This window comes from Microbulbifer sp. VAAF005 (assembly GCF_030012985.1).
Lineage (GTDB): Bacteria > Pseudomonadota > Gammaproteobacteria > Pseudomonadales > Cellvibrionaceae > Microbulbifer.
On the sequence record NZ_CP120233.1, the window covers coordinates 1,230,272 to 1,256,401 of the forward strand.

Here is a 26,130-nt window from a genome sequence, read left to right on the forward strand (position 1 = left end):
TTAATGGGAGGTCTGCTCCACCAGATTCAAAGCACGTTGCAGCAATGCGTAAAAACCATTGCTGCGCGATTCACTTAAGTGCTTACCGAGTCCCAGCTCAGCAAATAACAGGGAAAGATCTCTCTCTCGAATCTCAGTAGCCGTGCGGCCATCAATTTGTGAAAGTAATAACGCACCCAGGCCTTTTACAACCCGGCTGTCGCTTTCCAATCCAAAATAGTGCCTACCACCCTCTGTCCGGTGCGCTAACCAAGCTGCAGACTCACAACCCCGCACCAGGTTTTCTTCGGTACGTATCTCGGGCTTTCGGGCAATAGTTTTACTCCACAGCATTAATTCTCTATAACGTCCCTGCCAGTTGCGCTGGGAAACCAAACTCTCGAGTAATAACGAGGAAAAATCATCCCTGGCCCATTCATCACTCTGAATACTATCCCCCTGTTCAATTGACTTCTGGATCTCACAATACTCTTCCAGGGCCTGCAAAAAAGCCTGAATATCACTATCGGTATTGTAGGCTGCGACTGATGCTCGGACCGTCACCAAATCACCGCTCTCTTTACCTAACAATTGTGCACAGTGATGGCCTACTCTCACTGCAATATCGCGCTCGTCCAGCCAGTGCATTAAATCGGCAGCGCTACCATGAATAGGCACAAAAGAGACAATACCCAGATTGTGGCGCACTTGGCTGATAACCCTAAAATTGGGGGACGCTATCAGTTCGCGATGTATCCATCGCACCAATTTCTGCTCATGCGCCGCTATTGCGACCCGATCTTGCTGCTCAAGAAATTCCAGTGCCGCTCCAAGACCCGCTATTGCCGCCAGCGGAGAAGTGCCTGCCTCAAATTTGTGCGGCAAGCCTGCATAATGACTCGTTTCAAGCTCAACATCGGAGATCATTTCTCCACCACCCAGCCATGGCGGCATAGACTCCAAAAGTGTTTCCCTACCGTATAAGAAACCAATTCCTGATGGGCCATAAAACTTATGTGCGGAGGAAACAAAAAAATCACAGCCAATTTTCTGTACATCAATCACTTCATGAGCTGCCAACTGGGCGCCATCAACAATCCACATCAAGTGCTTTCTGCGCAGCAATTGCCTCACTGCAGCCAGGTCCGGCCGCAATCCGAGTGCGTTGGAACCGCCGGTCAGGGATACAATTCTTGTGCGCTCATTCAGCACTTCTCCCAGGCGATCAAATTCCGGGACACCCGCTACATGGGGTACATAGCGCAAACTCAAATTGAATCGCTTGGCCGCCATCTGCCAAGGGATAATATTTGCATGGTGCTCCGCTGTTGAGATGACAATTTCGTCCCCAGCCTGCAACTCACTACACAGGCTGTGCGCCAACAAATTCAATGCCTCAGTAGCACCGCGACAAAATACAATTTCCCTTGTGCTGGCAGCATTAACAAACTGTGCCGCTTGGCGACGCACTCGCTCCACCATTTCTGTAGCCTTACGCGCCAAACGGTGACTGGAGCGATGCGTATTGGCATTGCTGTGCACATAGTAATCGCGTACAGCATTAATCACTGCCTCTGGCTTCTGCGTCGTTGCAGCATTATCCAGGTATACCAACTCCTTATTCTCCTCTTGAGCAAAGAGGGGAAATGACTGCCTGAATGATTCAGCGGAAAAACTCATAGGGAAAATAACTTCTCAGTATTTCGACAGGTAGCATTGGCGATTTCCCGCACGGAAACTCCCCGCAAATCAGCCAGTGCTTGTGCAATTTTAGAAAGGTTTTCAGGGCTATTACGCATACCCTGCTGACCTGAAAGGGGCATATCCGGGGCGTCCGACTCAAGCAGTAATCTCTCCATCGGCGCACGTGACACAGCCCGTCGGGTTTTCGCTGCCCGTGGGTAAGTAATTGTTCCACCGATACCCAGATAGAAACCGCGCTTCCAGTACTCTTGCGCCATTTGCTCACTTCCACTGAAAGCGTGGATCACACCTCCTCGCGGGAGCTTGAATTGCTTTAACAGCCTCAGGAGTTCATTGTGGGCCCGGTGAACATGCAGAATAATCGGCAGTTCATGGTTACTAGCAATCTCCAAATGAAGCTTGAGAATATCTTCCTGCTTATTCAATTCAGTGCCGATAGAGGCATCCAAGCCACACTCTCCAACAGCGACACATGAGTATTTCTCAAGGCTCTCACTAAGCCGTACTCCCAACTCCATCAGGTTTTCCCGCCAGCTGGAATCTTGCGGGATTTTCTTCACCCACCAAGGGTGAACACCAGCAGCCATCATCCAACCGGGCTGTTCCGATACCAGAGCGCCCAACGACTGCCACTGAGCCTCGCAAACGCCAGGGATAATGACCCTATCTATTCCGGCATTGAGACATCTTTGCCACACCTGGTCCCGGTCCAGAGAAAAAACCTCAAAATCAAAGTGGCAATGGCTGTCTATAAATTTCACTTGTGATACCCATTATTCGCGCGCATATTAGCATGAAGTCGCCTTTTCCTCTGGTACACCTGTGATTGAATCTCTTTTGCCGATCGCCCTTTTTGCTTTCTCAGCCAGTATTACACCGGGCCCTAATAACCTGATGATTATGTCCTCAGGACTCAATCACGGCATCTACAGTTCAACACCTCACCTACTGGGAATTTGGCTGGGATTTCCCGCCATGGTGGTTGCCATTGGCTTGGGACTGGGAACAGCCTTCAATCACTTCCCTTTTCTGCATGAAGTTATTCGCTGGGCAGGCATTACCTATTTACTCTACCTGGCATGGATAATTGGTTCGACCCGGGAAATGGGTTCTGGAAATTCAAGCCAACCCCTGAGCTTTACCCAGGCGATGGCTTTTCAGTGGATCAATCCTAAAGGCTGGATTATGGCCACTGGAGCACTGGCTGCTTTCACCAATCCCGGCACAGAAATATGGTCAGGAGTTGTTAAGGTTGCACTGGCATTTATCACCATTGGCGGGCCTTGTGTTGCCATTTGGCTATTCTTTGGCGTTGGGCTAAAACGGTTCCTGACTGAACCACGCTACTTGCGACGCTTTAACATTGCTATGGGATTGTTGCTTGCTGCAAGCGTTATCCCCCTGGCCCTTGAGGGGCTTACCCCCTTTGGCACAGCCACCTGAAAGGCCTCTTCAATAGCTAAAGCTCGGGAGCCTTCAACTCCCGAGGCGCTCAAAGCTAGGAAAAACTAGCGAGACGCAGCCTGGAAACGGCTTGCTGCACGAAGCTCGGCTGAGTCCTGTAACCAAACAATATCTTCAGCCTCTACTTGCTGCCCTGTTATCCCTGATAACTGATCACTGAGTACTTCTAGTCGGGTATTCTCATCGACGCCTTCCACTGGAAGTCGAATCCAGACCTGCCCCTCTTCGTCTGTAACCTCCGCAGGTGCCCCCTGTTCAGTGCTGCTTAAATGGCGATCAAACACCGAGCTGTGACCTGGCGGCAAATAAATAGTGCCATTGGTAATATCGACAGCGAAGGCCACTATGCCCGGCAGCAGGCCAAATAGCAGGCCTGCGCCGTCCAAGATTACGACCGCAGGATCAACTCGCCCACCCGCCTGCCCTTTGCGCTCCGGGTATAAAAAGTAGCCACAGGCACTCAAATTCAGCACAGAAACAAGTACTGCAGATACCGCAATACCACGCTTAACCACCCTATTCATGTGTCACCTCTCACGACAACCCCTGTTCGGGGCTATTATTTGTTCTCTCTCAACCTACATAGGCAGTAGGATTTAGTTGCTATCAGTATCAATTCACGTCAGATAGTCTTCAGACCAAAAGATCACCAAATTTACGCCGTTCCAAACGTTCGTACAACATTAACTGGAATGAATTGCCTAAACTTTAACCAGCACCTGCTACGGAATGTTATGGAGATTTACTAATTTCTGACAGTGTGGAGTGACGCACTTGTGATCTGACCGGGCAGTAAGCAGTCGCCTGGGGTCCGACACCGGAAATTTCAGGGAGCAGTAGTCGTAGCAGGTGCCGCCAGGGATTGGCTAAAGCACGGTATCCTTATCGATGCCGTGCTTTTCTATTTCACTAAATAAGGGATATTTCGTCCTATCGCACCCAAAATTGGCGAGATCCCCTACCTTTCTTCCTGGAAAATTCCCCCTACCGCTGTATCCTGCGCCCAAGAACAAGAGTGGAGCTCTCTACATGTATATCAGCAGCGCCTTTGACAGCGGCAACATCGAAGTTATCAATACCGACAGCAATCCAATTGAGCTGGCAATCCGTCAGGATAACAATTCTGACTTCTACCAATGGTTTCACTTTCGTCTGGAAGGAGATATTGGCACCAGCTATCCCTTGCGTATCGTTAATGCCGGCAAATCCGCCTACCCGGAAGGCTGGGAAAACTACCGCATCTGTGCCTCTTACGATCGCCAAAATTGGTTCAGAATTGGCGCCAACTACGACGGCAATACTCTGGACTTCACTGTAACCCTGGATGAACCCAGTATCTATCTCGCCTATTTCGCCCCCTACTCCTGGGAACGCCACCTGGATCTGCTTGCTTGGGCGCAGAGCCACGACCTGGTCAAACTGCAAACTCTGGGTAAAACCCTTGATGAGCGTGATATGACTATGCTCACGGTTGGCAACGCCGACACCGCGAAACATCGTGTTTGGATGATTGCCCGCCAACACCCAGGAGAGACCATGGCGGAATGGTTTGTTGAGGGCTTCCTGGAAACGTTGCTCGACCATGCCAATCCTACTGCGCAAAGCTTGCTGGCAGATACAGTATTTTATGTAGTACCCAATATGAACCCCGACGGCAGCGTTCGCGGGCATCTGCGCACTAACGCTGCGGGCGCCAACCTGAACCGTGAGTGGCTCAACCCCACAATGGAGCGAAGCCCGGAAGTCTTTTTGGTCAAGGAGAAAATGTTGGAGCTAGGAGGGGATATCTTCCTGGATATTCATGGTGATGAAGCCCTGCCCTATAACTTTGTTGCGGCTTGTGAAGGCATTCCCGGCTATGACGAGCGCCACGCCAAGCTGGAAGAGACATTTAAGCAAGCTTATGAGGCAGTCAGCCCCGACTTCCAAACGGAGCATGGATATGAGCTGGATAAACCCGGCGAGGCAAATTTGACAATTGGTACCGCCTGGGCTGGACATCAATTCCGCACCCTGGCTCTAACATTGGAGATGCCGTTTAAAGACAATGATGACCTGCCCGACTTGATCGAAGGTTGGTCTCCAGCGCGAAGCCAACAACTCGCTCGCGATATTCTTTTCCCAATTCGCGAAGTGTTAAAAACACTCAAATAATCTCTATACGGTGAACTAAATCACCGTTACCAGTAAGAGAAATTAATTTGAGCTGGGCTGTTTCAAACAGCAGCCCAGTTTTAGAGAGACTTTTCTTATTGCAATTATTGATTTATAAAAACCGAGTAGGCGTTTATTTTTGAGCCAAAAGTCACAGGACAGCCTCTATATTTCAAAGATTGCAGAGATCATCAAAACAACATCTCTAACTTTTCTTATTACACTGTGATTTTTTTAATAATACAGCTACAGCAACCAACAAAAGAAAAGTAAATACCACCAACCCCCACATCACCGACTGAAAAGCCTGGGCAAAAGCCTCATTAAACATGTTAGCGATGCGACCGTGCAGAGCAGCAGACACCCCCATTGCGCCACGCTCTATCCTTTCAGGGTTAATCAGCAATGCTTCGATATATTTTTCCAGTACACTGGTAATCTGCACCCCACTTTCCTGCAATTGATTTAGCAAAGTCTGTTTTTCCATTATCCGGAATACAGTACCCACTACAGCCAAACCAAGTGCTGCGCCTATGTTTTGTATGCCCCACAACATTCCGGTTGCTATACCTGCACTATTAGGCGGCAAAGCGCCAATAGCGATTGGCGCTGTCGCACTAAATACAAACCCCCAAGCCACACCGAAAGGTATAAAAGCCAGCAAAAGCGTCGAAAAATTGGTATCCACTGAGAATTGTGTCATTACGATTGCCGCAATCAAAATACATATGACACCAATTAAGATTGGAGCCGCAGGTGCGGAATTAGCCGCCATTCTGCCCGCCACAGGAGATACCAAAGCCATTACCAAGGTAATAGGGAGCAAAATCAAGCCGGACATTACCGTTGTATCCTGACGTACAATATGCAAATAAAATGGTAATAAAAAGAAAGCAGAAATGAGAAATATCAACAAACTAAAATTGGTTAAAACACAAGCGGAAAATAGCGAATTCTTAAAATAGGCAAAATGGATCAACGGTTGCTCCAGTTTTCGCTCAACACGAAAAAGGGCAATAAAACTCAATATAGAAATAACCAGTAACAACAGTATCGGCCAGCTCAACCAACCCACTTGCGCCCCTTCAACTACTAACACCACTAGCGAACCCACACTAAGCGCAAGAAGTATCATTCCACGCCAGTCAATATAACTTTTTTCTTTATCTAAATTTTGCGGGCTCCGCATCACAAAAAGACCAAGCACCATACTAACCAACACAAAGGGGATATTAATAAAAAGATCGACCTCCAAGACAAATACTCACATAGGACCCCACCCAATACCGGACCAAGAGCAAAGCCGACAGCCAATACCGACATCCACCATCCCATTGCAAATCCGGCTTCTTTTTCTACAAAAGTGTGGGACAGCAAAGCAATATTATTCGGCACGATTATGGCAATGGAGACACCTTGAAAGGCCCGCCAGACAATTAACCAAAGTGGATCCTCAGCCAACCCCGCGAAAAGGGAGCTAACTGCAAGTAATACCCATCCAATATTGAGCATCTTCAGGGAGCCCACAATATCCCCCAATCTCCCCATACTGGCCATCAGGATACATAGCATCAACATAAATATATTCATAACCCACTGGGTTTGAATAAAGGATGCACCTAAACTCTGCTGGATTGTCGGCAGCGCAATACTGACAATGGTGTAGTCCAACCCCAAAATAAAGGTGGCTGGAAAGGAGCCAAGCAAAACAACCCACTTATTCATTAGTCGCATAATTCCCCTTATGCAGCTTGTTAATTAAAGCAAGGAAAGACCCTGAATAATTTATCGGCATTTATTGCTGAGAGAGCTACACAACCCATCCATTATCAATAGAATTATGATGCCACCAGAAAACAACAAGAAACCAACCCTCTTCACATAGACAAAAAAGTCCAATTCGTAGTAAAAAGCAAAAATAATAAAAACGGTACCTTAAGGCACCACACACCAATAAAAATTAAAAAATATTCACTAGCGTCTACTGCAAAGGTAGCGTATCTACTTAGTCCGGAGAAAAATAATGAAACACACTATCAGACAGATGATCCTATCGATTCTATTTGTACTTTCCTTCGCCTCTCCCCCCTTTGGGCCGATAGCATTTCTGATTTCCAAAACAGCTGGACAGGCACAGCCTTGGATCTACAGCGTCAAATAGACAACCACACTCCCATGAGTGAAAACAATATTTTGGGGACACACAATTCTTACAACTCAGAAGTGTATCGCGCCTGTAACTTCTCAGTGGGATGTCGCTACCTGGACCCTCAACAGGAGCATTCCATAAAAGATCAATTGCGCATGGGAGCTCGCTTTATAGAACTGGATGTCCATTGGACAACGAAAATGGAGAGCCTTTTTTCCTATCCCAAAAGATTACTTCTGTGCCATGGGCTCTGCAGTATCAATGACAAGTACGCGACTGAAGGATTTAACGAAATAAAGGACTGGCTAAATGACAGCGCCAATCAGGACGAAGTCATCATTTTATATATCGAGGACCACTCTGATGGGCGCCATCAAGATCTCTACAACCAAATAACCGATCGATTCGGGGATAAGATTTTCTACAGTGGCGGCTGCCAGAGTATTCCCAGTAGCCTTACAAAAAATGATGTGCTTGCTGCAGGGAAACAAGTCGTCGTGTGGAAAGATAGCGGCTGCTCTGGAAATGGTGACATGAAGAACATGGCCTTCACCGGATTAGGGGAAATCGGTCGAGTGTGGGAAGACAGCACCACTATTGGCACTATAGGAGAAATTTTTAGCGGTGGTATTGAACGAATCACAGCCGACGATGTGCGCAATGGCTTTGCTATAGGCCACAACATAATCAACCTCGATAATATGAATACGACCGATGGGCGCATCGCTGCAGCTATTTGGTCATGGGATCAGAATGAGCCAAATAACTTGAACAATGAGGACTGCGCTATGCAGTGGGGCAACGGGCGCTGGAATGATGCCAACTGCAGCAACCAATATAGCTTCGCATGTAAGAACACGGCTGACGGTAGCTGGCTGGTCAGCGCCTCAACAGGCCCATTCTCTTATGGTGCCGGGGTGTGCCAAGCACTGGGCAATGACTACGTGTTTTCCGCCCCCACCAATAGCCAGGACAACCAAGCCCTTAAAAGCGCCAAGGAAACCACTGGCTATGACAAGGTATGGATTAACTATCAGGACCAGATAACTGAGGGCCAGTGGCAGCACAATTAACCTCAAAAATCTCGACTTGAGGATTTAGGCTGGATAGGAGGCTAAGCCCGAGCCTCCTATCCAAGGCGAGTTTTATTGAAACCTCTCAAACACAAACCCTGTCACCATATTCAACTAAATTACCAAAACGGGAATATAGCTCTGGGCCCAGCCACACTCTACTCTCCACTGATCGCTGATATGTCGTTAGTTAAGACAAGATCAGGCATAATCTGCCTCCTAACAAGACTGTCAGGACAAAATTATGCGAATTCCTACCACCTGGCGCCGCCTTGGCTTGGCTATAGCCATCGGCGGTGTTATCAGCGGTTGTAGCAAGGGCAACGAAGAAGTCAGCTCACAAGCGCACTCCCATAAAGAACATATCGAGCACAGCACTGAAAAGCTCGATCTAGAAGCCGCTGAGAAGGCTCAAATTGATACTGTCGCCGCCGACCTGCACAAGCATGTCGCCGTATTGGCCTCCGATGAATTCGAAGGCCGCGCTCCCGCCAGTAAAGGTGAGGAGCTGACGGTAAACTATCTGGCAGAGCAATTTAAGGCGCTCGGACTTACCCCTGGTGCCGTAGATTCCGACGGTAACCCCAGCTGGTTCCAGGAAGTCCCCATTGTAGAGATGGATATTCAATCCACTTCCCTTACTATTCAGGGCGAGGGTGTAGGCCAGGTTCTAAAACCTATTGACGACATGGTCGCGTTTACCCAGCGGCAAACCAGCGCATCCAGCCTTAATGAAAGCGAATTGGTTTTTGTCGGTTACGGCATCGTAGCTCCAGAAAACAACTGGAATGACTACGCAGGTCTGGATATGGAAGGCAAAACCGCAGTCATTCTGGTGAATGACCCCGGCTATGCCACCCAAGATGAGGCTCTATTTAATGGCAATGCCATGACCTACTACGGTCGCTGGAGCTACAAGTTTGAAGAAGCTGCCCGTCAGGGCGCCGCAGGGGCCATTATTGTCCATGAGAATGGCGCTGCCGGTTACCCCTGGGAAGTAGTGAGCGGCTCCTGGTCTGGCGCCCAGGTAAGCCTTGAAGCAGAAAACAAGAATATCGATCGCGTGGCGATTGAGGCCTGGATCACCAACCAGGCAGCGAAGGATCTGTTCCAGGCAGCAGGTCTCGACTTGGCCGAAGAAATGGCAGCGGCAAAAGCATCGGGATTCAAGCCTAAGTCACTGGAACTCAAAGCCAGCATCGAACTCAGCAACAGCCTTGAGAAGTCCAACTCTCGCAATGTTATTGCTAAGTTACCCGGCAAAAAGTACGCAGATGAAACCATTGTTTACACTGCCCACTGGGACCACTTAGGGGTCAACAGAAATGCTTCTGGCGAAGACCATATCTTCAATGGCGCAGTGGACAATGCCACCGGCACCGCTGGACTACTTGCTCTTGCAGCCCAAGCAGTAAAAGAGGATCAAGCTGATCGCTCCCTGGTATTCGTTGCAGTAACTGCTGAAGAGTCCGGTTTACTCGGCTCCAAATACTATGCCGCCAACCCAGTTGAACCTCTGGAAAAGACGGTTGCCGGCTTTAACTTCGACGCTATGAATGTCTTGGGCCCCACCAAAGACATCACCGTCGTAGGCTTCGGCAGCAGCGAGCTGGAAAATCTCTTAGAAGCAGCCGCCAAAAAGCAGGGCCGCTATCTGGCTGCTGAAGAGCACCCGGAACGCGGTTACTTCTATCGTTCAGATCATTTCAGCCTGGCAAAAGAAGGCGTGCCAATGCTGTATTTTGATTCCGGTAGCGAAAACCATGAGCACGGCCGGGAGTGGGCACAATCCAAGGACAAGGAATATCTCAGCCAGCACTACCACAAGCCGGGAGATGAATACGACCCCAACTGGAACCTGAAAGGCGCTGCTATGAACTTGCAGCTGGGCCTGCAATTGGGCCTGAAGTTGGCAAACAGCCGCGACTGGCCCAACTGGTATGAAGGCAATGAGTTCCGAGCTATTCGCGACGCCAGTGCCGAAAGCCGCAAATAACTAAGCAGGATACACATCCCGCTTTTCCTTGGTGGCACCTCCTCGGTGCCACCAAACTTCCCACCCCAAACATCAACTCTGCATTAGCTGCAGGTGCCTCTCCCTGAATCGAAACCAATAAAAAAAGCCCCACTGTCTCCAGCAGGGCCTTTTATGCGAATGAGCTCTTTAGCTAAATAGCGACTTAAGCAGCGCTAGTAGCCTCAAGCTTTTTCAACTCTTCATCGCGAAGTTCGCGGCGTAAGATTTTACCCACATTAGTTTTGGGTAAGTCCTCACGGAACTCCACATGCTTCGGCACTTTGTAAGCCGTCATATGCTCACGGCAGTAGGCGACAACTTCATCTTCAGTCAAAGATGGATCAGCCTTCACCAGGAAGAGCTTCACCTGCTCACCACTTTTCTCATCCGGGATACCGATAGCGGCAGCTTCAGTGACCTTCGGATGCGCGCTGATCACGTCTTCAATTTCATTGGGATATACATTGAAACCGGACACAATAATCATGTCCTTCTTACGATCTACGATTTTGATGTAACCATCATCCTGAATAACAGCCATATCGCCGGTATTCAACCAACCCTCACTGTCGATGGTATCCGCTGTCGCTTCCGGACGCTGCCAGTAGCCTTTCATCACCTGAGGTCCGCGCACGCACAGCTCGCCAGGAGAGTTGTTTGGCAGGTCATTGCCATTCTCATCGACAACCTTGACCTCAGTACCGGGAACAGGAACACCCACTGTGCCCAGCTGAACACCATCAGTAGGGTTAAATGAAACAACCGGGGAGGTTTCAGTCATACCGTAACCTTCCATGATCATACAGCCGGTCATTTCCTCCCAGCGCTTAGCCGTATCGCGAGTTAACGCCATGCCACCAGAAGCTGTTGAGTGCAATTTGCTGAAGTCCAGTTCAGCAAAATCCTTGTTGCGCATCAGGCCATTGAACAGGGTATTGAGCCCAACAAATCCGGTGAAACGCAGGCCTTTCAGCATCTTCACAAAACCCGGAATATCCCTCGGGTTGGGCACTAACAACGAGTGGTTGCCCGTGGAGAATAGGCACATGCAGTGGATGGTAAATGCGTAGATATGGTAAAGAGGCAAAGGTGCAATATAGAACTCCTCACCTTCTTTCATACCACTGGCAAATGCGATACGAACCTGCTCCATATTCGCAACCAGATTGCCATTTGTTAGCATTGCCCCTTTGGCAACCCCGGTAGTACCGCCGGTATACTGCAGAACCGCAATATCTTCTTTGGTGCGCTCAACATCCTTATGAGGACGCTCAGCGCCTTTTGCCATGGCATCGCGGAAGCTAACTTCATTGGCAAACGAAAATTCGGGCACCATTTTCTTAACGTACTTCGCCACACTGTTGATCAAGGTACGCTTCAGCGGACTGTGCAGATCCGCAATCTCAGTAACAATAACTTGTTTTACATCGGTTTCAGCAACCACCGCAGCAGCGGTATCGGCAATATTCGCCAGTACGATCAGAGCCTTGGCCCCTGAATCATTCAGCTGATGCTTAAGCTCGCGCTGCGTGTACAGCGGATTGGTATTTACTACAACCAGACCTGCGCGCAGTGCACCAAAAACAACTACTGGGTACTGCAGCACGTTGGGCAGCTGGACAGCGATGCGATCACCGGGCTTCAAGTCGGTATGATTTTGTAAATAAGAGGCGAATTTTCCACTTAGCGTGTCAATATCATTGATTGAAAGTGTACGCCCCAGGCATGTGAAAGCCGGCCGGTCACCGAATTTGGCGCAAGCGCCTTTAAAGACATCAAGTATGCTGCGATCAATGTCCAACTCTCTTCTCCCATTCCTGATTGTTGTCGTCGCTTGCCCACACCTTCCGTCTCCATAGGCGAAAGCTGCCATATCTCTGGGCGAGCGAGAATTTATTTATTGTTTGTAGTATCTTTGAGATGGTGAAAAAGAAGGTTTAAAACCTCTCTTTACCGATCTCCCTCTTCACTATTCGCAGGAAATAAACCTGCCAATGCTGCGGCCAACTCGCGATTTCCAGAATATTGAACATCCCCCAAAAGGAAGGCGTGACGCCCACTTAATTGACCGTCCAATATAGCACTGAGAGTGCTGTTTTCCATTTCCAATGTTAGTTCTGGATTATCAGTCTGACCAAATTCGGAAATCACTTTGTAATTTTTAGATACTTCGGTGACATAAACATAGAAGTCACAGGCATCTGGCAGCCGGAACTGTACCCGAGCCAGCGGGTACGAACAAGCTAAGTGACACAGGCGCTCTTGAACCGAATCCGGCAATTGCATCGGAAATTCTCCGTTTAAGCCGCTTTATTACTCACAAAAAAACCGCCGGCATTTGCCGGCGGTTTTAATTTCAGAGCGGGATCAGAATGCAAAATGCTCGGCATCCAATTCCATCAAGTTGCCTGCTCCACTCAACATGGACGTTGCGTGGCTGGAAGTGCGAGGAAGGATACGTTCGAAGAAGAAACGCGCGGTAGTAATTTTCGCCTTGTAGAAATCTTCTTCTCCAGTGCCCGCTGCCAGTTTTTCATTGGCAACTTTAGCCGCCTGTGCCCACAGGAAGGCCAGTACGGTGTAGCCGGAGAACATCAGGTAATCTACGGAAGCAGCACCTACTTCGTCTGGGTTTTCCATAGCTTTGCCGCCAACGTGCAAGGTCAGGTCGCCCCACTGTTTGTTCAGCTCTTGCAACTTAGCAACGAATGGCGCCAGTGCTTCGTTATCAATTTCCGCCTGGCAGAATTTGTGAACCTGCTTGGTGAAACCGCGCAGCAATTCGCCCTGGGTCATCAGAACCTTACGGCCCAACAGATCCAGAGCCTGAATACCAGTGGTGCCTTCATAGATAGTGGAGATACGCGCATCACGTACGTTTTGCTCCACGCCCCACTCGGCAATATAACCGTGGCCACCAAAGCACTGCATACCCAGGTTGGCAGATTCAAAACCGGCTTCAGTCAAAAACGCTTTCGCGATCGGCGTCAGGAACGCCAGCATATCGTCAGCGGCTTTCTTCGCGTCAGCATCGCCTTTGTGAGTGATATCAACCAGCTGTGCACACTTAACAACCAGCATACGACCACCTTCGGAGAAGGCTTTCTGGGTCATCAGCATGCGGCGCACGTCAGGGTGAACAATAATCGGGTCAGCCGGGCCTTCCGGGTTTTTCACGCCCGACAGAGAACGCATTTGCAGGCGATCTTTTGCGTAAGCCAGGGACTTCTGGAAACCGATCTCGGAGTGAGCCAGGCCTTGCAGAGCAGTGCCCAGGCGCGCAGTGTTCATAAAGGTGAACATGTAGCTCAGGCCTTTATTCTGCTCGCCGATCAGGAAGCCTTTAGCACCGTCAAAGTTCAGCACTGCAGTGGCGTTGCCGTGAATACCCATTTTGTGCTCGAGGGAACCACATACCACACCGTTGCGCTCACCGGCAGAGCCATCAGCGTTCGGCAGGAACTTGGGTACGATAAACAGGGAGATACCCTTGGTGCCAGCAGGTGCGTCTGGCAGGCGGGCGAGTACGATATGAACAATGTTGTCAGTCATATCGTGCTCACCGGCGGAGATAAAGATCTTAGTGCCGGTAATCGCGTAGGAGCCATCTTCATTCGGCTCGGCCTTGGTGCGCAGAATACCCAGATCAGTACCGCAGTGAGGCTCGGTCAGACACATAGTGCCGGTCCAGCTACCTTCAACCAGCTTGGTCAGGTAAACCTGCTTCTGCTCTTCAGTACCGTGCTCTTCCAGGGTGTTCATGGCACCGTGGGACAAGCCGGGGTACATGCCCCAGGACCAGTTGGCGGTGCCAACCATCTCGCTCATGATAGTACCGAGCGAGGGCGGCAGGCCCTGGCCACCGTACTCAGGATCGTGAGGCAGCGCAGCCCAGCCACCCTCTACAAACTGCTGGTAAGCTTCTTTAAAGCCTTCCGGGGTAGTAACTTCACCGTCTTTCCAGGTGCAACCTTGCTGGTCGCCAATTTGGTTCAGTGGTGCAATAACGTTTTCACAAAACTTTGCACCCTCTTCCAGGATGGCATCCACGACATCAGGAGTAGCCTCCTCATATCCAAGTGACTCATAATGCTTTTCTGAGTCCAGCATCTCGCGCATTACGAAACGCAAATCACGCAGTGGCATTTTGATATCGGTCATCCTGATAACCTCAATTCGCTTATGTTTGGGACCGGAGGTAAAACCATCCAGTCATATTTATGACTAATTTCTAAGATTGGTTCATCATAGTAGTAAGCGAGCAGCCCCCTCTATGGCCAAACCCGTCCAAAGCGGTGACAAATCGAGGCGAGAGGATGAAAAAAGGTGACTGGCCCAGTCAAATATCCAGGCCAGCTGCGGCGCGACCACCCCGGCGATACTCGCCTGGCGTAATTCCCGTCCACTTTTTGAAGGCGCGGAAGAAAGCACTGGATTCATCGAACCCAAGCATCTCTGCGATCTGCCCATTGGAAAGATCCGGGCAGCTCAGGTAGTGGAAAGCCGCTTCCATCCGACATTCGTCTTTGAGCTTCTGGTAGGAGGTGCCCTCCTGTTGCAGGCGACGACGCAACGTGGTGACCGACATATTGAGCCTCTCCGCCACCGCCTCTGCGGCAGGCATGGACTCACTCACGTCCCGGTTCAAAATGGTTTTCACTTTGGTCTTGATACTATTGGCACTGCCGTCGCTAATTACCAGGTGATAAGGAGCGGTGCGAATAAAGTCCTCGACCATCTGCGGGCTTTGCACCACAGGGTATTCCAGGTAGCGGGTATCGTATTCGAGCGCATTAAACGGCTGCTCAAATAACAACTCATTGGCCTCACTCTGTGCGAGACTGCGAAACTCTTCCGGGCAAGCAAATGAAAAGTGCAGCCTGGCCAGCGGAATCTCCCGCCCTGCCAGCCAGCAATAAAACCTGTGCCAAACCGCTAAGGTTGTACGTACCACACTGGGGCTTGTGTTATTCAGCAGCTGCTCAAATTCGCCTTTGCCCAGCGAACTGATCCCGCAAATTTCAACCCGCTCGCGCCCATGGCCACCTTCTCCGAGTACCGGCTTCACCTTAAAACCTCGGCAGATTTCCATAAATTCGGCACAGAGCGTAATCGCCTGGCGGAGGGTTGCACAGTTCACCACCGCCAGACACAACAAGCGAAAAGACCCGGAACGGACCCTTCCACCGCTAAGCATGCCAAACCACTCATTTTGCGCCAGCCACATCACGCGCTGGTACAAGCGGCCGTACTTCACTGCTGAAAATGCGGATACGCCCTGCAATTCAGACTCATCGATATCGACAGAAGCTAAAAGCTCCTTGCGATCACACCCATGCTTGGTCGCCTCTTCGAGCAGTCGCTCGAGGTAGGCGATAGGGATGCGAATATCCTCTTCCGTTGACGCCATCTATTATTTACGCCTGCGCAACCAATTCAATAAAGCCCCGCACCCAAACGCCAGAGCAATGATGACAAGCAATATCACCAACAGAAGAATGAAATAGGTGACAACATCCTTAACGGGCAGGTCCCAGCTGTAGACTGCCGCCACTACAAAGGCGACACAGGCGAGGACACTGGTAATAAAGGAGCGGCGACTTCTTTTAGCCATGACGATCTGGATACATTGATTTTCAAAACAGGTGAGACTGCCACATTTTGTGGCGCTACCATTGTATTGTCGGCACCCAGTACCGACGCGGCGTCGAATCGTGAGGGATTGGCCGGTTCCTGTCAACGCCGCAGGAGGCACCAATGAGCAGAAGAATGCTGGAACCAGAGGATCGAGCCACGCTGTTAAGGCTTTTGCACTGGCTTATGTGCCTGACCGCCATTATATCGTTAATACTGTTGGGAATCGCCTTTTTTGCCCCTAGCTGATCAACCCACCCTTAGCCAAATGGGCGGGATCTAACAATTCCTCAAGCGTTTCTCTATCCAGGTCCGTCATTTCAACAGCAACATCCAGCACTGGCCTACAGCTGGCATAGGCGGCCTTGGCAATCTCCGCCGCTTTCAGGTAGCCAATCACTGGGTTAAGGGAGGTCACTAAAATGGGGTTGCGGCCCAGGGTTCCCTCAATATGCGCCCGATTCACCGCGAAACTGGCAACGGCTCGATCAGCCAGTAGGGTCGATGCATTGGCGAGCAGGTTAATACTTTCCAGCAGCGTACTGCCTACTAAAGGCAACATAACATTCAATTGAAAATTGCCGCTCTGTCCCGCCACGGTCACTGCGGTGTCATTACCCATCACCCGGGCACAAACCATAGTAACTGATTCGGCAATAACCGGATTCACTTTGCCCGGCATAATGCTGCTCCCTGGCTGCAAGGCCTCCAGGGCGATTTCGGAGAGACCAGCAAGGGGACCGCTGTTCATCCAACGCAAGTCATTGGCAATTTTCATCAGGGAAACTGCCAACACCTTGAGCTGCCCGGACAATTCCACCGACGTATCCTGACTGGAAATTGCGGTAAAAAAGTTCTCTGCCGGGCGAAACTGATGAGATGTGTGAGCGCTGATTTTTTGCGCGAACAGCTCGGCAAAATCCGGGTGAGCATTGAGCCCGGTACCAATCGCCGTACCGCCTTGAGCCAGCTGGGCAAGCCGAGGCATTACCGCGCGAATTCTCTCCCGGCACGCCTCTATTTGCGCAGCCCAACCTCCAACCTCCTGCGCCATTGTCATAGGCACTGCATCCATCAGATGGGTGCGACCGGTTTTTACAATACTTTCAAGCTCCGTGGACTTGTCGCACAAGTCAGTGTGCAAATGGCGCAACGCAGGCAGCAGGGTGTCTCGCACTGCAAGCAGGGCGGACACATGAATTGCGGTGGGAACCACGTCATTACTGCTCTGACTCATATTCACGTGATCATTGGGGCTGATGGTTTGATCACTGTGCTTTTCTGCGAGGTGAGCGAGCACCTCATTAACATTCATATTTGAGCTGGTACCAGAACCTGTCTGGTAAATATCGACGGGAAAATGAGTGGCATACTCCTCATCACCGAGACTGTCGCAGGCATTGATAATGGCCTCAGCTTGCGCTTTATCCAACAACCCCAAGTCCCGGTTGGCCTCCGCAGCAGATTTCTTTATCAACACAATGGCGCGGATAAACTCTGCCGGCAAGCCGTGACCACTGACAGGAAAATTCTCCACGGCGCGCTGGGTTTGCGCGCCATACATCGCCTCAGTCGGCACCTGAACTTCGCCCAGGCTGTCCTTTTCAGTGCGGAATTCGCCACCCATTTCACTCTCCCCAGATGCGCTTAATGCATCGACAGAAGGTTATTTAGCCGCTGCAGCCCTACTCGACCACGACGGTAATTTTCTTGGACATCACAGGCTCTTTATGTGGCACATGCATATAGTTGCCCAGAACCAGTTGTAGCGTATGTTTGCCGGGTGGCAAGGTAACTTGAGTCTCGGTTTGCCCGCCACCAAAGTGAATGATGTTCTTACTCGCCGGCAAAGGCTTGCTCATATCCGGCATATCATCCACATCAATCAGCAGATGATGGTGGCCGGTATTCTCTTGATTGGTACCCGCCGGTGCCACCCCCATACCAGACAAACCAAACTTCACCGTAAATGTCTGGGGCACCTTCTCTCCATCTTTCGGCGAGATAATATAGACCTTGGCATCTGCTGGGGCCTTACTGCTCATATCCATTTTGCTTTCGTGCTCAGACGCATGTAACAGCGGCGACAACATCAGTGCGCTGGCAAACAGCAGAGAACTGGATTTAATCATGTGTATTCCTTCCTGATAGGGCGCCCAGATCGCGCCAATTCTTATAATCTGGCTTTACAGCTTCTCGGCCGCGGCACCTTGGTACCGTTCGGCAAAGACACTTTAACAGACCAAAGTTTCAGTTCCAGAGACTATCAGGGAATATAGTTGCGGAAAGAAAAAGAGAGATAGGATTTGTGACAGCGCTACTTATTTAAATCTGCTTTGCGGCAATTAGGCAAGAGAGAGCCCGGACCAACCGGGCCAGAAAAATCAGATACTCACCCGACCCTCTTGGGTCCATTCGCAGCGAACCTGCATATCGCCGCTGCCAGGCTCGTGATAGAGGCCAGCGGACTCCCAGCTGAAAGAGTGAACGCCGGAAAGCTCAGTTTCCAAATGCACAGTTGCCGAAACCCAATACATACTCTTCAGCAACTCTTCAAACTTCTGTATCCACAAATCCCACTCGTATTCTACCGCCCGATAGGAAGCGCCAAAGTGGATAACATCGGTTTGGTACTGAGATTGCTTCACCTTAATGGTGGGAATAGCAAACATATCCCGGCACAGGAATGGCCATTCATCAGCACTGGGCAGAGCGAGCACAGCATTGCGGTTCACCCTGCGCCGATCGCTGCCGCCAGCGAGGCTATTGCTGTCTTTGATACAACCGTAAACGATGGATTCCTGATCGCCCTGAAGCATTAATTCCATTCCTTACCACAGTGCCACTGGACATCAGGTACCCAGGGCAAAACAGATCTAAGGCATCAACTTTAACGGCGAAGCGACCAGAAAGCCACAAAACAAAACACGAACCTGCAAAGTGCTCAAAAGTTCGGCTATTCAGTTACTAATGGTGCCCCGCCTAAAATACCAGGACTAAATCTCATAGCCCCTTTCGCGCAGCATATCCAGAAGAGCCTCTTCATCCATAACCGTGATACCCAGCTCCTGTGCTTTGGTCAATTTTGAGCCGGCGCCTGGCCCGGCAACCAGAGTGCCGGTCTTGGCGGAAACACTTCCTGCAACTTTCGCACCCAGCCTCTGTAAGTAGTCTTTTGCTTCACTGCGGGACAGGGTTTCCAGTTTGCCGGTAAGCACCCAGGTTTCCCCTGCCAGGGGCTGATCCTGCTCGTCACTCTCTTCCGCTTGCCAATGCACACCCGCCTGCTGCAGTGCCTCCACCTCTTCTTGGGCATGAGGCTGCTGAAAAAACTCAGCAACAAAATGAGCGACCACTGGGCCCACATCTTCAACTTCCTGCAAAGCCTCGACATCTGCCGACATTAGCGGATTCAATTCACCAAAGTGCCGCGCCAAATTACGCGCTGTAGCCTCACCCACTTCCCGGATACCCAGGGCATAGAGGAATTTAGGCAGCGTGGTCTCTTTACTGCGCTCCAGTGCATCAAGGAGGTTCTGGGCAGACTTTTGCCCCATTCGCTCAAGTCCCGCCACCTGCTCCAAATTGAGGTGGTAGAGCCCGGACACCGAGTGTAACAAGTCCTCATCTACCAGCTGCTCTACCAACTTGTCTCCCAGACCATCAATGTCCATCGCTTTGCGCGAAGCGAAATGCTTGATGGCCTGCTTGCGCTGGGCACTACAAATCAAGCCACCGCTACAGCGGACCACCGCCTCACCGGGCGTGGATTCCACCGGCGAACCGCATACCGGGCAATGCGTGGGGAATTCAATAGCGTGACCACCCGGCTTGCGCTTGCTCTCCACTACAGAAACCACCTGCGGGATAACGTCTCCAGCACGGCGAATAATGACGGTATCACCCACCTGTACGCCGAGGCGCTCGATCTCATCTCGATTGTGCAGAGTTGCATTGGAAACGGTAACCCCGCCGACAAACACCGGCTGTAGGCGAGCAACTGGGGTAACCGCACCGGTGCGCCCTACCTGGAATTCAACATCCAACAATTCAGTCATTTCCTCCTGAGCGGGAAACTTATAGGCCATGGCCCAACGGGGTGCGCGGGCAACAAAACCGAGACGGCGCTGCAGGGGAATACTGTTGACCTTAAAAACAATACCGTCGATATCATAAGCGAGGTCCTCGCGCTTCTCGCCGATTTCCCGGTAGTAATCGATGCAGCCCTGAATATCCTTAGCGACGCGCATCTCCCGGTTTGTACGGAAGCCCCAATGCCCCAACAGCTGCAAAGTCTCAACGTGCTTTTCCGGCAGCTCACCGCCCTCTACAAGGCCAGTGCCATAAACACACAATTCCAGCGGTCTCTGCGCGGTTATGCGGGAGTCCAATTGACGCAAACTACCAGCAGCGGCATTTCGAGGATTTACGAAAAGCTTCTCACCCGCTGCGGCCGCTTTGCGATTCAATTCGGCAAAGCCCGCTTTCGGCATATAGATTTCGCCGCGCACCTCCAATACATCCGGATACTTTTCAATACCATCTGCTTGACGCAAACGCAGAGGTACAGATCCCACGGTGCGTACATTCTGGGTGATATCCTCACCCGTCGTGCCATCCCCTCGCGTTGCCGCTCGCTCAAGCACGCCGTCGCGAAATAAAAGGCTGATAGCGATACCGTCTAACTTGGGTTCACAGGCGTATTCCACCGGCCCTTTACTGTTGAGGCGCTCACACACCCGGCGGTCAAACTCCAGCAACTCTTCATCATTAAAGGCGTTATCCAAAGACAACATCGCCACCTCATGGCGAACTTCCTGAAAAGAGGAGAGCGGCTCTGCGCCTACCCGCTGGGTGGGAGAATCCGGTGTCAGTAGCTGAGGGAATTCACTTTCCAGGTCCTGCAACTCGCGCAGGCGCCGGTCGTACTCAATATCCGGCAACTCGGGATCATCAAGCACATAGTATTGGTGATTCGCACGCTGGAGAATTTCATGTAATTCCTGAACACGTTCGCGCACTTGAGGGGAAATAGTTTGATGAGTCATCGGCAATTCGAGTGAATAAAAATAATAGTTAGAAAATTATTTCGATTTTACATGCAAATGCGGCCCGAGCTTACGGCTAATTTCCAAAATGAAAATCAGCCGGCATCCCGGGCCGCATTAAAAATGGCAACAATTATTTAGAGATTGCGAGCTAGCTTTGCGCCATCGCTAAAGTCCTGCGGCGCTGGTACTCCACAACCCGCTGACGATAATGCTCCGCCGTTTGCGCGGTAAATACACTGCGATTCTCATCCTTCAATTCGCCACCGAGCAGCTCGGCAATTTTGTATGAGGTGGAAAGCAGTTGATCGAAAGCTTTAATCGCCTCGCCTTCCACAGGTAGTGTCAGGAACAGGCTAACGCCCGGCGTGGCAAATTCTTCCATCTGGGCCAGATCGAAAACGCCGGGCACAACAATATTGGCGAGACTAAAGATAATGGCCCCATCAGCACCGCCGTGCTCATGGTAGTGAAAAATATTCATTTCACCAAAGCGCATGCCACAGGCAACCATTACCCGAAGTAAGTCATTACCCTCGAAGTAATCCCCTTCTGGCGCCATTACATTAATCACCAACACCTCACGGGTGGGAGCAGCTTCACCAACACTGCCAGAGCTTGGAGATTGAGAAGATCGCTCGGGTTGAGAATCCTCATGCACCGCTTCATGCTCAGGACCGTGAGCGCTATCCATCGCATTTAGGCTTTCAGCCTCATCCAATGCAGGCTCATAGCGTTGCTCTTCACCAACCGACTCCATCAGGGTGGGGACTTGCTCTTCCAAATCGAGGATACCCTGCTCTTCCGGGCTCCTCTGGGGGTTGCTGCCGGCGAGCGGTTTGCGCGAGGAAATAAAGCTCTCCTGCACCTGGCGATTCACATGTAGCGCATCCTCTAGTGGACGGCGCTGAACAACGCGAGCCTGCCCGGGCAATTCGCTGTTTGCGGGCTTAGGCTCCCGCGTCTCTGGGGGTTTGCGGACCGGAGGCTCTTCTTCAGCCTTCTCTGAGACCGGGTCAGCTTCATTTTTTACTTCAGATTGCATGGCCCGCGACAGATTGCGGGAGACCTTAACTGCCGCGCGCTGTCGCAAGATCGCTCGGCGTATGCCATCGACCACAACGACCAGCAGAACGACAACCAGGATTGTAACCAGCCAGTTATCCATTTTTTAGCGCCTCTCCCTTTACGCCCTTATGCAGAAGCCAGCTCGGCTGCTTCTTCCACATTCACCGACACCAGTCGGGATACACCCGGTTCGTGCATGGTAACCCCCAGCAACTGATCCGCCATCTCCATTGCGATCTTGTTGTGGGTAATATAGATGAACTGAACGTGTTCTGACATTTCTTTAACCATTCGTGCGTAACGACCAACGTTAGCATCGTCAAGGGGAGCATCCACTTCATCCAACATACAGAAAGGTGCTGGATTCAGACGGAAAATCGAGAATACCAAAGCGATCGCCGTCAGCGCTTTTTCTCCACCCGAGAGCAGATGGATTGTGCTGTTGCGCTTGCCCGGCGGGCGAGCCATGATCGCGATACCAGTATCGAGCAGATCTTCACCGGTAAGTTCCAGATAGGCATTACCACCACCGAAAACTTTCGGGAAGAGTTCCTGCAGGCCCGCATTTACCTGATCAAAAGTTTCCTTGAAGCGGGTTCTCGTTTCCTTGTCGATTTTCTTAATTGCATTTTCCAGGGTCTCCAGCGCTTCCATCAGATCCCCATGCTGGCGATCCAGGTAGTTCTTGCGCTCAGATTCCTGCTTATATTCATCGATAGCGGCGAGGTTAATCGGCCCGAGACGCGAGATACGCGCAGCTACCAACTCCAAATCTTCCTGTACCTGTTTAATCGTCAGATCGCCAGGTAACTGTTCGAGCAGCTGATCGATATCGTGCTCGCTCTCGCGCAGCTGCTCTACTAATCCGTTTCGTTGCACTTCCAGAGTCTGCGCAGCGAGACGCTCCTGCTCAAGTTGCGCGCGCACCCCCTGAAGAGCCGCCTCCACTTTGTGGCGCTCCTGTTCCTGCTCACGCAGGCCAGTCTCCACTTCTTCCAGCTTTTTGCGCGCATCGGCGAGTTCCGTTTCCACCTCAATACGCTCGCCGAGTTTTTCTTCCAACTCAGCCTGAAAATCCTGGGAGGGGTCCTGGGTCTCCTCCATTTGCTCCTGCAATTGCTGACGACGACTGCGCAACCTTTCCAGCTGCTCGCTCATCACCTGCAAAGTGCGCTCGAGAGACACCATTTGGGTGCGCACTGATTGCTCGCGCATAGCCAGTTCATGAGCGCGATCCTTGTCCTCCCGCGCACGCTGGCGCACGGCATCCAAAGCTTCGCGCAATTCCTCCCGGCGTGCCATTAGCGTTTCGCGACGATCGGTATCATCGCTCATCGCTTCGACAGCTTCCTGCAGCATTAGACGAGCTTCCGACAGGGACTCCCCTTCCAGCTCCTGCTGCTCACGCACCTCATCGATTTCCTGCTCAATTCGGATACGGCGCTCATTCATCTGCTCCGCACGCGCCCGTCGGGCGGACAACTGGCTGCGCAGCTCTGCCTCGCGACGCCCGAGCTGGTCGGACTCATTGCGAGCCTGTTCGATGGAGCGCTCGAGATCGACCGTTTGCGTGCGCAGGGACTCGCGTCGCTCGGCAATACTCTCTATCTGCTCCTCACATAGGGCCAACTCCTGCCCCAGGGTTTCAAGATCCTGCTTGCGCGCCAGGACCCCTGCCTCTGCATCACTGGCACGATTCACTCGCAACCAGTTGGGGCCGAGCCAGAGCCCATCGCGAGTCACAATAGACTCATGAGCTTGCAAACTCGCTCGCCTGGACAGCGCCTCTGTCAAATCCTCTGTGGTATAAATTCCCGCCAAGATGCCGGAGAGAGATGCCGGCCCCTGAACCATATCCTGCAGCGAAGGAAGCACTCCCTTCGTGCAGCTATTTACAGCACTGTTATCGATCAGAACCGCTTGACCGCTTTCCAGTGCCGCCAATCCTTCAGCCACGGACTCGAGCTGTTCGACACATACCGCCTGCAATTGGGGGCCGAGGATAGTTTCAACTGCGGTTTCCCAGCCGGGCTGGGCTTTAATCTGGTCGGCGAGCCGGGGCTTGTCAGCCAGGGCTTGCTGCTGCAGCCAATTCTCAACTGCCTTGCCTTGCCCTAAAGCAGCTTGCTGCAAGGCTTCCAGAGACGCCTGACGGCCTCGCCCGGTTTGCAGCTGCAAGCGTAACTGATCGAGTTCGGTAGCCAGCTCCCGCTCCTGCACACGGAGACTGTCCAGAGACTCGCGACGCTCTGCCGCTTCCTCGCGGCGCTCTTCAGCCTGCATTTCCAGCTCGGCCATCTGCTCGTTCAGCTGCAGTGTCTCTTCATCGTCGTCAGAGACCTGGAGGCCGGACTGCTCCGCCAATAGCTTATTGATCCGCTCCAGCAGCCGCTGGCCAGAAGTTTCCAGGTGCTGGATTCGGGATTGTTGCACTTCAGCTTTCTGACGGGAGCCAGAGGCACCCTGGTTAAACTGGTCCCACTCGTTCTGCCAATTGCGCATCTGCTCTTCAGATTCGAGCAGCGCCGCAGCAGATTCCTCTTCTGCTGCCAAGACCATCTCCAGGTCCGGCAGGATAATCTCAAGTTCCTCCTCAAACTGGGCCGCTTTTTCGCGATCCACTTCGAGGTTGGTCTCCGCCTCGCGATATTCCTGTTCGGTTTGCGCCAAATCGGAATGCAGGCGAGTAGAGCGCTCACGAGCGTGGGCAATGCTCTGCTCCAAGCGGGCGATATCTCCACCGACGGCGTAGAAGCGCCCCTGGACTTCGTTAAAGCTGTCAGATAGCTCGTGGTACCCCACGCGCTTTTGCTCAATGCCTGTGTCACAGGTGACCTGGCGGGTAACCAGCTCTTCAACGGTGAGTTCAAGCTCACCTATTTGTTGCTGCTTGGCCTTGGATTGGTCATCCAGTTCGCGGTATTTGAGTGCCTGTAAGTTAGCCTTGTGGCTGCGCTCTTCCTCTTTAAATCGGCTGTATTTTTCCGCTGCTGCGGACTGTCGCTCCAGTCGGGACAACTGACGATCCAGCTCATCGCGGATATCCGTGAGGCGCTCAAGGTTTTCCGAAGTCCGTCTCATCCGGTTTTCGGTGTCCCGGCGGCGCTCCTTGTATTTGGAGATACCGGCGGCCTCTTCGATATAGACGCGCAGCTCTTCGGGCTTGGCTTCGATCAACTTGGAGATCATGCCCTGCTCAATAATGGCGTAACTGCGCGGGCCCAGGCCGGTACCCAAGAAGAGGTCGGTTACATCGCGGCGGCGGCACTTCTCGCCATTCAGGTAATAGGTGTTCTGTGCTTCCCGGGTTACCTTGCGCTTGACGGAAATCTCCGAGAAAGAGGCATAGGCTCCAGAAAGCTTGCCCTCAGAGTTATCAAATACCAACTCTATCGAGGCCTGCCCCACGGGCTTGCGGCCACTGGAGCCGTTGAAGATAACGTCCGTCATCGAATCGCCGCGCAGGTTCTTTGCGGAAGATTCCCCCATTACCCAGCGCACCGCATCGATGGTGTTGGATTTACCACAGCCATTGGGACCCACCACCGAGTTGAGGTTTGTCGGAAAATAGACAGTGGTAGGGTCAACAAAAGATTTGAAGCCCGCTAGCTTGATGCACTTCAGACGCATGTATTTATAAACTCGATATTTTTCTCTGCCGGGCGGGACACCAAACCTTCAATCTTACTTGGTGTCGCCAGAGCATTCAGCGCTATTCTTCACAGTAATGTTCAGTCGGGATTATCAATCCGACCAAGCAGCGGTCAAGTCAAACATGACGATCGCTACCAAATGCCAACTTGCCCCAATAGAACTCATCAATATCGGGGCAATGTGAGC

20 protein-coding genes are annotated in these 26,130 nt (G+C 51.5%); 4 read left to right on the forward strand and 16 right to left on the reverse strand.

Annotated features, from left to right (window positions below; translation table 11 throughout):
- Positions 1-1,659 (reverse strand): aminotransferase class V-fold PLP-dependent enzyme, encoded by a 1,659-nt coding sequence (locus P0078_RS05415; RefSeq protein WP_282933455.1) that lies wholly within the window; start codon positions 1,657-1,659, stop codon positions 1-3.
- Positions 1,656-2,444, reverse strand: a complete 789-nt coding sequence (locus P0078_RS05420) for a TatD family hydrolase (protein WP_282933456.1) — start codon at positions 2,442-2,444, stop codon at positions 1,656-1,658. The genes P0078_RS05415 and P0078_RS05420 overlap by 4 nt, the downstream gene beginning before the upstream one ends.
- Positions 2,445-2,505: 61 nt before the next feature.
- On the opposite strand from P0078_RS05420, the gene P0078_RS05425 reads away from it, so the two are divergent.
- Positions 2,506-3,126, forward strand: coding sequence for a LysE family translocator (locus P0078_RS05425; RefSeq protein WP_282933457.1), 621 nt, complete (start codon positions 2,506-2,508; stop codon positions 3,124-3,126).
- 65 nt (positions 3,127-3,191) lie between these two features.
- Here P0078_RS05425 and P0078_RS05430 read toward each other — a convergent pair whose 3' ends face one another.
- Positions 3,192-3,671, reverse strand: a complete 480-nt coding sequence (locus P0078_RS05430; protein ID WP_282933458.1) for a hypothetical protein — start codon at positions 3,669-3,671, stop codon at positions 3,192-3,194.
- A gap of 505 nt (positions 3,672-4,176) precedes the next feature.
- On the opposite strand from P0078_RS05430, the gene P0078_RS05435 reads away from it, so the two are divergent.
- Positions 4,177-5,301 carry a M14 family metallopeptidase gene (locus P0078_RS05435; protein WP_282933459.1) on the forward strand — a complete coding sequence of 375 codons (1,125 nt, stop codon included), beginning with the start codon at positions 4,177-4,179 and terminating at the stop codon, positions 5,299-5,301.
- A gap of 205 nt (positions 5,302-5,506) precedes the next feature.
- Here P0078_RS05435 and P0078_RS05440 read toward each other — a convergent pair whose 3' ends face one another.
- Complete coding sequence (locus tag P0078_RS05440; RefSeq protein WP_282933460.1) at positions 5,507-6,556, reverse strand: MFS transporter; 1,050 nt, start codon at positions 6,554-6,556, stop codon at positions 5,507-5,509.
- On the reverse strand, positions 6,490-7,026 hold the full coding sequence (locus P0078_RS05445; protein ID WP_282933461.1) for an MFS transporter: 537 nt from the start codon (positions 7,024-7,026) through the stop codon (positions 6,490-6,492). The genes P0078_RS05440 and P0078_RS05445 overlap by 67 nt, the downstream gene beginning before the upstream one ends.
- A gap of 414 nt (positions 7,027-7,440) precedes the next feature.
- Between P0078_RS05445 and P0078_RS05450 the strand changes: the two genes are divergently transcribed.
- Positions 7,441-8,523 (forward strand): phosphatidylinositol-specific phospholipase C domain-containing protein, encoded by a 1,083-nt coding sequence (locus tag P0078_RS05450; protein WP_282933462.1) that lies wholly within the window; start codon positions 7,441-7,443, stop codon positions 8,521-8,523.
- Positions 8,524-8,767: 244 nt separating this feature from the next.
- Positions 8,768-10,519: a M28 family metallopeptidase gene (locus P0078_RS05455; protein ID WP_282933463.1), complete on the forward strand. Its 1,752-nt coding sequence runs from the start codon at positions 8,768-8,770 to the stop codon at positions 10,517-10,519.
- 184 nt (positions 10,520-10,703) lie between these two features.
- Here the strand turns inward: P0078_RS05455 and P0078_RS05460 are convergent, their stop codons facing one another.
- The 11 genes from P0078_RS05460 to smc form a co-directional block, all read right to left on the reverse strand.
- Positions 10,704-12,341, reverse strand: coding sequence for an AMP-binding protein (locus tag P0078_RS05460; RefSeq protein WP_282933464.1), 1,638 nt, complete (start codon positions 12,339-12,341; stop codon positions 10,704-10,706).
- Between the two features lie 149 nt (positions 12,342-12,490).
- Positions 12,491-12,826: an SCP2 sterol-binding domain-containing protein gene (locus tag P0078_RS05465; protein ID WP_282933465.1), complete on the reverse strand. Its 336-nt coding sequence runs from the start codon at positions 12,824-12,826 to the stop codon at positions 12,491-12,493.
- An 81-nt stretch (positions 12,827-12,907) separates the two neighbouring features.
- Complete coding sequence (locus P0078_RS05470; RefSeq protein WP_282933466.1) at positions 12,908-14,701, reverse strand: acyl-CoA dehydrogenase C-terminal domain-containing protein; 1,794 nt, start codon at positions 14,699-14,701, stop codon at positions 12,908-12,910.
- Between the two features lie 178 nt (positions 14,702-14,879).
- Positions 14,880-15,950 carry an AraC family transcriptional regulator gene (locus tag P0078_RS05475; RefSeq protein ID WP_282933467.1) on the reverse strand — a complete coding sequence of 357 codons (1,071 nt, stop codon included), beginning with the start codon at positions 15,948-15,950 and terminating at the stop codon, positions 14,880-14,882.
- Between the two features lie 3 nt (positions 15,951-15,953).
- Positions 15,954-16,154: a hypothetical protein gene (locus tag P0078_RS05480; RefSeq protein WP_282933468.1), complete on the reverse strand. Its 201-nt coding sequence runs from the start codon at positions 16,152-16,154 to the stop codon at positions 15,954-15,956.
- A gap of 261 nt (positions 16,155-16,415) precedes the next feature.
- Entirely contained in the window at positions 16,416-17,801 is a 1,386-nt protein-coding gene (locus tag P0078_RS05485; protein WP_282933469.1) for a class II fumarate hydratase, read from the reverse strand.
- A gap of 58 nt (positions 17,802-17,859) precedes the next feature.
- Positions 17,860-18,306: a DUF4399 domain-containing protein gene (locus tag P0078_RS05490; protein ID WP_282933470.1), complete on the reverse strand. Its 447-nt coding sequence runs from the start codon at positions 18,304-18,306 to the stop codon at positions 17,860-17,862.
- A 252-nt stretch (positions 18,307-18,558) separates the two neighbouring features.
- Complete coding sequence (locus tag P0078_RS05495) at positions 18,559-18,993, reverse strand: hypothetical protein (RefSeq protein WP_282933471.1); 435 nt, start codon at positions 18,991-18,993, stop codon at positions 18,559-18,561.
- Positions 18,994-19,170: 177 nt separating this feature from the next.
- Positions 19,171-21,222, reverse strand: a complete 2,052-nt coding sequence (gene ligA / locus P0078_RS05500; protein WP_282933472.1) for an NAD-dependent DNA ligase LigA — start codon at positions 21,220-21,222, stop codon at positions 19,171-19,173.
- A 151-nt stretch (positions 21,223-21,373) separates the two neighbouring features.
- The gene (zipA, locus tag P0078_RS05505) at positions 21,374-22,390 is read right to left on the reverse strand and encodes a cell division protein ZipA (RefSeq protein ID WP_282933473.1); all 1,017 of its coding nucleotides are present in this window, start codon (positions 22,388-22,390) and stop codon (positions 21,374-21,376) included.
- 26 nt (positions 22,391-22,416) lie between these two features.
- Positions 22,417-25,920, reverse strand: a complete 3,504-nt coding sequence (smc, locus tag P0078_RS05510) for a chromosome segregation protein SMC (protein ID WP_282933474.1) — start codon at positions 25,918-25,920, stop codon at positions 22,417-22,419.
- Between the last annotated feature and the right edge of the window lie 210 nt (positions 25,921-26,130).